General features: G+C 61.7%; 1 pseudogene. It reads right to left on the reverse strand.

Annotated elements, in window-relative coordinates:
* Positions 1 to 217, reverse strand: a pseudogene (locus OH705_RS28090) (hypothetical protein); the annotation flags it as partial.
* Between the last annotated feature and the right edge of the window lie 36 nt (positions 218 to 253).

A 253-nucleotide genomic window follows, 5' to 3' on the forward strand; every position in this document is an offset into this window, starting at 1 on the left:
CGAGCGCGCATCCCAGCAGCATGGAAGCGACTTCGAAGCCGATGCCTGCGGAACTGGACTGGAAAGTCTGCTTCAGACCGTCGATCGTGCCGTTGATCACGCCGCTGTCGAAGCCGAAAAGGAAGCCGCCGATGGTGGCCACGCAGCTGATCAGGATGATGAAACGGGTGTTCTCGCCACGTGCGATGCCGCCGCCTTCAAGCGTGGTGCTGTTCATTCGTTGCGCCCCTCCAGGCTCCGAATCGACCTGCTG

The sequence above is a fragment of the Pseudomonas sp. BJa3 genome (assembly GCF_026343815.1).
Taxonomy (GTDB): domain Bacteria; phylum Pseudomonadota; class Gammaproteobacteria; order Pseudomonadales; family Pseudomonadaceae; genus Aquipseudomonas; species Aquipseudomonas soli.